Genomic DNA, 8,778 nt, shown 5'->3' with positions numbered 1-8,778 from the left:
TCCGGCGCGAGCGCACGGCGCAGGCCCGGCGGGCCGCCGAGGCCGAGCGTCGGCGCAGCGCCGACGCCGAGCGGCTGCGCATCGCCCAGGAGCTGCACGACGTACTGGGCCACCACGTCTCCCTGATCAACGTGCAGGCCGGGGTCGCGCTCTACCTGATGGACGACGACCCGGAGCAGGCCCGCAGCGCGCTCACCGAGTTCAAGCGGGCCAGCCGCGACCTGCTGCGCGAGATGCGCTCCACCCTCGGCGTGCTGCGTGGGGTCGACGAGCAGGCCCCGCGGGCGCCCACCCCCGGCCTGGACCGGCTCGACGCGCTGCTCGACGAGGTGCGCGCCGCGGGGCTGCCGGTGCGCCGCGGCACCGGGGGGACCCCGCGACCGTTGCCGACCGGGGTCGACCTGGCGGCGTACCGGATCGTGCAGGAGTCGCTGACCAACACGCGTCGGCACGCCGGGGCCGGCGGCGCGGTGGTCACCCTGCGCTTCGGCGACGACGCGCTGGACCTGACCGTCGACGACGACGGTGCCGGCCCGGCGCCCGGCGCGGTGGACGGCACGGGGCTGACCGGCATGCGCGAGCGTGCGCGCTCGGTCGGCGGGACCCTGGAGGCGGGGCCGGGCCCGGAGCGGGGCTTCCGGGTGCGCGCCCACCTGCCCGCGCCCCCGGCCGACCCGGCCCCTGCGACCTCGGACACCGCCGCCCCGGATACCGCCGTCCCGGGCTCTGCCCCGGCCGGGCGCTCCCACGCGGAATTCGCTCCGGCCGACCCGACCGGACGGGCCGGGGCCCCCGGGGCGACCGACCGCCCCGGGCGGGCCCACGTCCCCGACCGCCCAGCGAACCCGGGAGCCGACAGGTGATCCGCGTCCTGCTCGCCGACGACCAGGCGCTCGTCCGCTCCGGGTTCCGCGCCCTGCTCGGCTCCCAGCCCGACCTGGACGTGGTCGCCGAGGCCGCCGACGGCGCACAGGCCGTCACCGCGGCCCGCGAGCATCACCCGGACGTCGTCCTCATGGACATCCGCATGCCCGGCACCGACGGCATCACCGCGACCCGGGAGATCACCGACGACCCGGACCTCGCCGACACCCGGGTGGTCGTCCTGACCACCTTCACCGACGACTCCTACGTCTTCGACGCGATCCGCGGCGGCGCCAGCGGGTTCCTGGTCAAGGACTCCGAACCGGCCGACCTCATCCACGCCATCCGGGTCGTCCACAGCGGGGAGGCCCTGCTCGCCCCGGCGGTCACCCGCACCCTGATCGCCGAGTTCGCGGCGCGCTCCCGGGGCGGCCCCGACGGCGCGGTCCGGCTCGGCGAGCTCACCGACCGCGAGCGGGAGGTCCTCGCCGAGGTCGCGGCCGGGCTGTCCAACGACGAGATCGCCGCCCGCCTGCACATGAGCCCGACGACGGCGAAGACCCACGTCAGCCGCACGATGACCAAGCTCGGCGCCCGGGACCGCGCGCAGCTGGTCGTGCTGGCCTACGAGTCGGGCCTGGTCCGCCCCGGCTGGCGCGGCTGAGAGGATCGCGGGCGTGACCACCGTCTTCGTGTTCAACGGCCCGAACCTCAACCTGCTCGGGACCCGCAAGCCGGAGGTGTACGGGACGACCGTGCTCACCGACGTCGAGGCGCTGTGCCGGGAGTCGGCCGCCGCGCACCACCTCGAGCTGGACTTCCGCCAGACCAACCACGAGGGCGTCCTCGTCGACTGGATCCACGAGGCCGGCGCCGCGGTGAAGCGCGCCGACGCGGTCGGCCTGGTCCTCAACGCCGCCGCCTACACCCACACCTCGGTCGCGCTGCACGACGCGATCGAGGGCGCCGAGCTCCCCACGGTCGAGGTGCACATCTCCAACGTGCACGGCCGCGAGACCTTCCGGCACCACTCGTTCGTCTCGCCGGTGGCGGCCGGGATCGTCGTCGGATTCGGCGTCGACGGCTACGCGCTCGCCATCGACGGGCTGGTCCGCAAGGTGCGCCCGCTGCGCGCCGTCTGAACCGCCCGTCGCCGCTGCGCTGCCCGGCCGGTGCGCCGCCGGATCCTGCGCCGTCCGATCGGACGCCGACCGAGGCCGGCGCCGATCGGCCCGGTCCGTCGCCGCACCCCTCGGACGGCGGTGACGGACCGGGCGGGGATCACTCCCCGGCGACGGCCGCGGCGTCCATCCAGACGAACTCGAGGTGGTGGCCGTCCGGGTCGTCGATGCCGCGGCCGTACATGAAGCCGTGGTCCTCGGTCTTGCCGGACAGCGTCCCGCCCGCGGCCAGACCGGCGTCGATCAGCCGGTCGACGTCGTCGCGGCTCTCGACGCCGAAGGCGTTGATGACCTCGCGAGCGGTCCGCGGGTCGGCGACACCGGGCTGCTCGGTGAACTCCCGGAACCGGTCCTCCGCCATCACCATGACGACGATTGCGTCGCTGACGACGAACGAGGCGGTGCGCTCGTCGGAGAACTGCTCGTTCAGGGTGAAGCCGAGCGCGGAGTAGAACGCCTTCGCGGCGTCCAGGTCGCTGACCGGCAGGTTCACGAAGATCATGTTCGGCATCGGGGGCTCCTATGGACGGTGGCGCCGGGGTCCCGGTGCCGTTCGAAGGGGTGGACCGGGGGCGGTGACCGGACTCATCGGTCGTGCGCCGGGAACTTCGGCCGGGCTCCGGGCAGGATCGGGGCATGACCGTGAAGTGGGGAATCATCGGGCCCGGCCGCATCGCCGACGCCGTCGCACCGGACTTCGCACACGTGCCCGGCGCCGAGCTCGTCGCCGTCGCGTCGCGTTCCGCGGAACGCGGTGCCGACTTCGCCCGCCGGCACGGCGTCGACCGGGTGCACACCGGCTACCGCGCGATCCTCGACGACCCGGACGTCGACGTCCTCTACGTCGCCACCCCGCACCCGCAGCACCGCGCGATCGCGCTGGCCGCGATCGAGGCGGACAAGGCCCTGATGATCGAGAAGGCGTTCACGGTCAGCTCCGTCGCGACCCGCGAGATCGCCGCCGCCGCCCGCAACCGCGGCGTGTTCGTGATGGAGGCGATGTGGACGCGGTTCTTCCCGGCCGTCGTCCGGCTGCGCGAGCTCGTCGCCGAGGGGTCGATCGGGGAGGTCCGCTCCGTGCAGGCCGATCTCGGCGTGCGCAACCGCTCCGGGGCCGACGACCGGTTCTTCTCCCCGGAGCTCGGCGGCGGCGCCCTGTTCGACCTCGGCGTCTACGTGGTCTCCTTCGCCCAGATGCTGCTCGGCAGTCCGGGCACGGTCGCGGCGAGCGGTGCGCTGACGCCGTCCGGTGTGGACCTGGAGGAGTCGATCCTGCTCGGCTGGCCCGACGGCCGCAGCGCCGCACTGCAGGTCAGCCTGCAGTGCGCGATGCCCGGCTCGGCCCGGGTGATCGGCACCGAGGGCTGGATCGAGGTGCCGCCGCGCTTCCACCACCCGGACCGGATCGTGGTGCACCGGCACGGCGCCGACCCCGAGGAGACCGTGCTGCCGGCCACCGGGCGCGGCTACGCGCACGAGATCGAGGAGGTGACCCGCCGGGTCGCGGCGGGAGAGACGGAGAGCCCGGTCATGCCGCTGGCCGACACCGTCGCCGTCCAGGACGTGATGGCCGCGGTCGCCGACCGGGTCGGGATGGTCCCGGAGGAGGGACCGGCGTCCATCTGACGGGTTGCGATGCGGTGACGGTCACTCGTCAAGCGCTTTACGACCGTTGCACCGCGGAGTAGACCGAACGGCGTGTCCGACACCACGACCACATCCCAGCGCCGGGAGAGGACCTTTCTCGGCCACCCCGTCCAGCTCTCGACCCTGTTCGGCGTCGAGATGTTCGAGCGGTTCTCCTTCTACGGCATGCAGGCGATCCTGCTGTACTACATGTACTACGAGGTCACCGCCGGCGGCCTCGGCTACGACCAGGGAGTCGCGGCCGGAGTCGTCGGAGCCTACGGCGGAACCGTCTACCTCTCGACGATCCTCGCCGCGTGGCTCGGCGATCGGCTGTTCGGTCCGGAGCATGTCCTCTTCGGCAGCGCGGTGGCGGTCATGGCCGGGCACATCGCGCTGGCGCTCCTGCCGGGCGGAGCAGGGCTGGCCTGTGGTCTCGTCCTCGTAGCGCTCGGCAGCGGCGGGATCAAGGCGAACGCGTCGACGATCGTCGCGATGCTCTACGGCGAGGGTGACGACCGCCGCGACGCCGGGTTCTCGATCTTCTATCTGGGCGTCAACATCGGCGCTCTGCTCGGACAGATCCTCACCCCGGTCGTGCAGACCCGGGCGGAGAGCTTCCACATCGGGTTCGGTCTCGCCGCGCTCGGCATGGCGATCGGTCTGGCCCAGTACGCGTTCTTCCGCCGGAGCCTTCCGGCGGAGGGCAAGCTCCCGCCCAACCCGCTCCCGGCCTCGCAGCGGACCCGCGCCGGGCTGATCGGCGCGGCCGTCGTCGTCGTGCTGCTGGTCCTCACGGTCACCGGGGTGATCACGGCGGGTCGCCTGGACTACATCGTCACCGGGGTCGTCGCGGTCGCCACGATCGCCTACTTCTCCGTGATGCTGACCAGCTCCAGGGTGAACCGGGTCGAGCGCCGCCGTGTGCTGGCCTTCCTGCCGATGTGGATCGCCAGCGCTGTCTTCTGGGCGATCTTCCAGCAGATCTTCACCGTACTGACGATCTACGCGGACGAACGACTGAACCGCTCGGTATTCGGTCTGTTCGAGATCCCGGCCGGCTCCGTCCAGGCGATCGAACCACTGTTCGTCGTGCTGCTGGCCGGAGTGTTCGCCGCGGTGTGGACCAAGCTCGGCCCGCGTCAGCCGGCGTCGCCGGCGAAGATGGCGCTCGGCACGATCATCATCGGTGTCGGCTTCCTGTTGTTCGTGCCACTGGCCGGTACCGGGGCCAACGGCACCCCGATGCTGGCCGTCGCCGGGATCCTGCTGGTGTTCTGCATCGGAGAGCTCTTCACCTCTCCAGTCGGTCAATCGCTGTCGACGAAGCTGGCTCCGGCCGCGTTCCGCACCCAGATGGTGGCCCTGTTCTTCCTGTCGGTCTCGATGGGATCGGTGCTCGCCGGAGTCCTGGCCGACTTCTACAGCGAGGAGAACGAAGCCGCGTACTTCGGCATCACCGGGGCCGCTGCGATCGTCGTCGGCATCGTGGTGCTCGTGCTCGTGCCGAAGCTGAAGGTCCTGATGGAGGGCGTCCGCTAGGCCCCGGTCGAACACCGGTTCGATCCGTCCCCAGCTGTGCACACACCTGTGGACAACTCCGGTGGATCACCGACGACGGGTGCGCCGGATCGTCGGTGAGTCCATCGTGTCGCCGGCCATCTCCCGGGCGATCCGCACGACGTGCGCGCGGACGTCCGGGGGTTGGTCGGCAATCCGCATCGCCAGCATCTCCAGCACCGAGGCCAGCCCGAACGCGATCTCGGGGCGGCTGAGCCCGGCGTAGCGCGCCTGCACGGCCTCGTGCCGCAGCGCGGCCGCGGCGGCGAGCACCGTCTCGCGGTCGGTGCGCAGGGCGGCCAGCCTCCGTCGTTCGTGGGTGTTCATGCTCCCCCGGTCGTCGCTGCGGAGCCGTCGCGGGCGACGGCCGGTCCGCACCCGGGGGAGCGGGCGCGGCGACCAGCGTGCCCCGCCCGCCCCGGCAGGCGCCAGGCGGGTACCCGAGATGTCGCACACACGTTCGACTCAGGGCAGCAGCAGGACCACGCCGAGTGCCGAGAACGCCCCCCGGAGGTGGTTCGCGACGCTCCACCGCGGGGCGAACGCGGCCCAGTCGCCGTCGCGTTCCAGGGCGTTGTTGAGCGGGATGTTCACCGCGGCGGTCACGGCGAAGCCGGCCAGCACCGCGACACCGCCCGCGATCCGCAGGGGCTGCCCGCCGAGCGCCCCGGCCACCGTCACCGCGCCGGCGAGCAGTGCGGTGCCGGCGAACAGTGTCCCGAACACCGGGTTCACGATCACCCGGTTCACCCCGCGCATCACCGTGACCGCCTCCGCGGCGGGGCGACGACGCAGGGCGGGGAGCACTGCGACCGAGAACGCCAGGTAGACCCCGCCGAGCAGGCCCGCCCCGGTGAGAGCGGCTCCGTCGAGGACGCCGGTCATCCCGCCACCCCCGCCGCCCACTCCTCGACGGTCAGCACGCCGTCGGCGGCGCCCCGCGGGCCGTGCGCCCGGACCCGGCCCTCGTTGAACGCCCGGTTCATCGCGACGTGCAGCCGCGCCCCGTCGGCGGACAGTCCGGCCCCGCGCAGCAGCCGCTCCATCTCCCCGTCGGGGACGCGCACGTAGGCCAGGTCCGGCAGGCCCAACGCGGGCCCGAGCGCGGCGACGACGTCGGGCACCGTCCGGTCCGCCGCACCCTGCACCTCCACGACGTCCGGTGCGTCCGGGTCGAGCAGGGCCGCGGCGGCGGCCCGGCCGACGTCGCGGGTGGCGACCATCGGCAGCGCGACGTCCGGGTCGACCGAGTCGGCGTGCACCCCGTGCGCCCGCATGGCGTCGGCCGACCACAGGAACGATTCCAGGAACAGGCCCGGCCGGACCCGGGTGACGTACGCGTCGAGCGTCGCCAGCCGGGCCTCCTGGTCGTGCAGGCTGCCCAGGTACCCGGTCGCGGCGAGGCCGGGGCCGCCCGGGACCTCCGCCCCGAGCGAGCTCAGCGCGACGACCCGGGTCACGGCCGCGTCCCGCAGCGCGGCGACGACCGACTCCCCGAGCCGGGCCTGGTGGGCGGCGTGGTCAGGTGCGGTGACGTCGAACGGCAGCAGGACGAACGCGGCGGCCGCGCCGTCGAACGCCCGGCGCAGGAACGCCCGGTCGCCCAGGTCGCCGGGCCACGGCCGCACCCCCGGCGCGGCGACGGCCGGGCGGCGCGCGACGGCGCGGACGTCCACCCCGGCCGCGGTCAGCTCCCGGACGACCTGCGATCCCACGTTCCCGGTCGCACCCAGCACGGTGATCATGTCGAACCCCTCTCGTCGGTATCCGTCCACGATCACCGCCATCGGCCGGACGCAGAATGGCTGTGGATCCACAACTGGTGCTCATTCGTCCACAGGTGGGGATGAGCTGTGGACGGACTGTCATGCTGTGCACCGTGTCCACCGCGCCGCCGTTCCCGGCCGCCGACCCGCTCGGGGAGGCGCTGCACGTGCTGCGGATGGACGGCGTCTTCTACTGCCGCTCCGAGCTCGGCGAGCCGTGGGGGATGACGCTGCCGCCGACGCCGGGCTGCCTCTGGTTCCACGTCGTCACCTCCGGCGGGTGCCGGCTCACCGTCGACGGCGCCGGCGGCCGGGACGGGGCCGGGGACGGAGCCGACCGCGAGCTGCGCCCCGGCGAGCTCGTCGTCGTGCCGCGGGGGACCGGGCACGTGCTGCGCAGTGCGCCCGGTGTGTCCGCCCCGGACATCCGGTCGATCCCGCACCCGATGCTCGACGGGCGCTACGCCCTGCTCCGGCACGGCGGCGACGGTCCGGTGACCCGGATGGTGTGCGGCGCGGTCCGCTTCTCCCACCCCGCCGCGAGCGACCTCGTCGCGAGCCTGCCCGACCTCGTCCGGGTCGAGCCGTCGCCGGTCGGGGACCGGGTGCAGGACACGCTGCGGCTGCTGGCCGCGGAGGTCGAGCACGGCGGCCCCGGCAGCGACGCGGTGATCACCCGGCTGGCCGACGTGCTGGTCCTCCAGGCGGTGCGCGGCCGGCTGCAGGCCGACGCGGCCACCCGTACCGGCTGGCTCGGGGCGCTCGCCGACGACCGGATCGGCCGCGCGCTCGCCGCGGTGCATCGCGAGCCGGAGCGGGACTGGACCGTCGCCGCGCTCGCCGCGACGGCGGCCATGTCGCGTTCGGCGTTCTCCGCCCGGTTCACCGAGCTCGTCGGCGAGTCCGCGATGGGCTACGTGACCCGGTGGCGGATGCACGCCGCCGCCGAGTTCCTGTCAGGGGGGAATGGGACGGTGGCGCAGGCGGCCCACCGGTTCGGCTACCGGTCCGAGGCGGCGTTCGCACGAGCCTTCTCGCGGGTCGTCGGGGAGCCCGCCGGACGGGTGCGCCGGCACGGGCTCGCGGGCACGGCCGACGCCCTCGCCGCCTTCCGGAGCTGACTCCGGGCCCTCGCACACACGTTCGACACAGGGCTGCTACGCTGCGACGACGCCACCGGGGGAGGAGTAGCGCATCAGGTCGATCGTCCCGTATCCGGATCTCTCGCGACCGTTCTAGACGGCGGTATGCGACGGCATGCTCGTGTGTCGATGCTGTCGTATGACGGTGTCTAGTATTCGTGCGAGAAAGCGGTACAGAGGCGGATCGACGATCGATGTACTCGTCTGCGCTTCTCTCGGAACGATCCGAGACAGGGCTAGAGGGTGCTACGCGCGCCTGCTCGCTCGGGTGGTCTGCGCTTCTCTAGCGTGCGCGCGAGACGGCCGGAGAGAGCCCGAGGCGCCGTCGGCCTGCGCCCCGGGCCCAGGTGTTCACAGGTGGGCGAGCTTCTCCGGGTTGCGCACCGCGTAGACCGCGGTGACCAGGTCGGCCCCGTCCACCTCGGACACCTCGACGAGCACGACGCTGTCGACGCCGTCCGGCCCGCGCACCACCACCGCGGGGAGCCCGTTGAACTCCGCGGCGCCGGTCAGCGCGCCCGGCAGCGGCTGAGCCGCCAGCCCGACGAGGAACCGGGCGACCTTCTCCGCCCCGCGGATCGGGCGCCGGGCCGCCGACACCGCGCCGCCGCCGTCGGCGAGCGAGACGACCTCGGGGGC

The 8,778-nt window shown here is 73.7% G+C and carries 10 protein-coding genes and 1 pseudogene; 6 read left to right on the top strand and 5 right to left on the bottom strand.

The window, feature by feature from the left end; translation table 11 throughout:
• From NH602_RS24685 to aroQ, 3 genes are all read left to right on the top strand, one after another.
• A partial coding sequence (locus tag NH602_RS24685; RefSeq protein ID WP_253069028.1) for a sensor histidine kinase occupies positions 1–863 on the top strand: 863 nt, incomplete at its 5' end.
• Entirely contained in the window at positions 860–1,528 is a 669-nt protein-coding gene (locus tag NH602_RS24680) for a response regulator transcription factor (RefSeq protein WP_073575961.1), read from the top strand. The genes NH602_RS24685 and NH602_RS24680, both read left to right, overlap by 4 nt.
• Before the next feature lie 4 nt (positions 1,529–1,532).
• Positions 1,533–2,006 carry a type II 3-dehydroquinate dehydratase gene (aroQ, locus tag NH602_RS24675; RefSeq protein ID WP_208623158.1) on the top strand — a complete coding sequence of 158 codons (474 nt, stop codon included), beginning with the start codon at positions 1,533–1,535 and terminating at the stop codon, positions 2,004–2,006.
• A gap of 139 nt (positions 2,007–2,145) precedes the next feature.
• On the opposite strand, the gene NH602_RS24670 is transcribed toward aroQ, so the two are convergent.
• On the bottom strand, positions 2,146–2,556 hold the full coding sequence (locus tag NH602_RS24670) for a VOC family protein (RefSeq protein WP_253069027.1): 411 nt from the start codon (positions 2,554–2,556) through the stop codon (positions 2,146–2,148).
• 125 nt (positions 2,557–2,681) lie between these two features.
• Here NH602_RS24670 and NH602_RS24665 point away from each other — a divergent pair, with 125 nt between their 5' ends.
• Positions 2,682–3,671: a Gfo/Idh/MocA family protein gene (locus tag NH602_RS24665; RefSeq protein WP_253069026.1), complete on the top strand. Its 990-nt coding sequence runs from the start codon at positions 2,682–2,684 to the stop codon at positions 3,669–3,671.
• A gap of 72 nt (positions 3,672–3,743) precedes the next feature.
• Positions 3,744–5,213 (top strand): peptide MFS transporter, encoded by a 1,470-nt coding sequence (locus NH602_RS24660; RefSeq protein WP_253069025.1) that lies wholly within the window; start codon positions 3,744–3,746, stop codon positions 5,211–5,213.
• A gap of 66 nt (positions 5,214–5,279) precedes the next feature.
• Here NH602_RS24660 and NH602_RS24655 read toward each other — a convergent pair whose 3' ends face one another.
• The 3 genes from NH602_RS24655 to NH602_RS24645 all read right to left on the bottom strand — a co-directional run bounded on the left by NH602_RS24655 (position 5,280) and on the right by NH602_RS24645 (position 6,976).
• Entirely contained in the window at positions 5,280–5,558 is a 279-nt protein-coding gene (locus NH602_RS24655) for a hypothetical protein (RefSeq protein ID WP_062398562.1), read from the bottom strand.
• A gap of 138 nt (positions 5,559–5,696) precedes the next feature.
• Entirely contained in the window at positions 5,697–6,116 is a 420-nt protein-coding gene (locus tag NH602_RS24650) for a DUF1772 domain-containing protein (protein WP_100880726.1), read from the bottom strand.
• On the bottom strand, positions 6,113–6,976 hold the full coding sequence (locus NH602_RS24645; RefSeq protein ID WP_253069024.1) for an NAD(P)H-binding protein: 864 nt from the start codon (positions 6,974–6,976) through the stop codon (positions 6,113–6,115). The genes NH602_RS24650 and NH602_RS24645 overlap by 4 nt, the downstream gene beginning before the upstream one ends.
• A gap of 134 nt (positions 6,977–7,110) precedes the next feature.
• Here NH602_RS24645 and NH602_RS24640 point away from each other — a divergent pair, with 134 nt between their 5' ends.
• Complete coding sequence (locus tag NH602_RS24640; RefSeq protein ID WP_253069023.1) at positions 7,111–8,118, top strand: AraC family transcriptional regulator; 1,008 nt, start codon at positions 7,111–7,113, stop codon at positions 8,116–8,118.
• Positions 8,119–8,490: 372 nt separating this feature from the next.
• Here NH602_RS24640 and NH602_RS24635 read toward each other — a convergent pair.
• Positions 8,491–8,778, bottom strand: a pseudogene (locus tag NH602_RS24635) (RNA polymerase subunit sigma-24); the annotation flags it as partial.

This window comes from Pseudonocardia sp. McavD-2-B, from assembly GCF_024124365.1.
Lineage (GTDB): Bacteria > Actinomycetota > Actinomycetes > Mycobacteriales > Pseudonocardiaceae > Pseudonocardia > Pseudonocardia alni.
Note: the sequence above shows the minus strand (reverse complement) of the source record. Positions and strands in the feature narration are given on the sequence as shown.

What these genes read in the sequence shown, in the direction of transcription:
- NH602_RS24645 (WP_253069024.1), bottom strand. Translation starts at nt 6,976, where the DNA reads ATGATCACCGTGCTGGGTGCGACCGGGAACGTGGGATCGCAGGTCGTC.
- NH602_RS24650 (WP_100880726.1), bottom strand. Translation starts at nt 6,116, where the DNA reads ATGACCGGCGTCCTCGACGGAGCCGCTCTCACCGGGGCGGGCCTGCTC.
- NH602_RS24665 (WP_253069026.1), top strand. Translation starts at nt 2,682, where the DNA reads ATGACCGTGAAGTGGGGAATCATCGGGCCCGGCCGCATCGCCGACGCC.
- NH602_RS24670 (WP_253069027.1), bottom strand. Translation starts at nt 2,556, where the DNA reads ATGCCGAACATGATCTTCGTGAACCTGCCGGTCAGCGACCTGGACGCC.
- NH602_RS24655 (WP_062398562.1), bottom strand. Translation starts at nt 5,558, where the DNA reads ATGAACACCCACGAACGACGGAGGCTGGCCGCCCTGCGCACCGACCGC.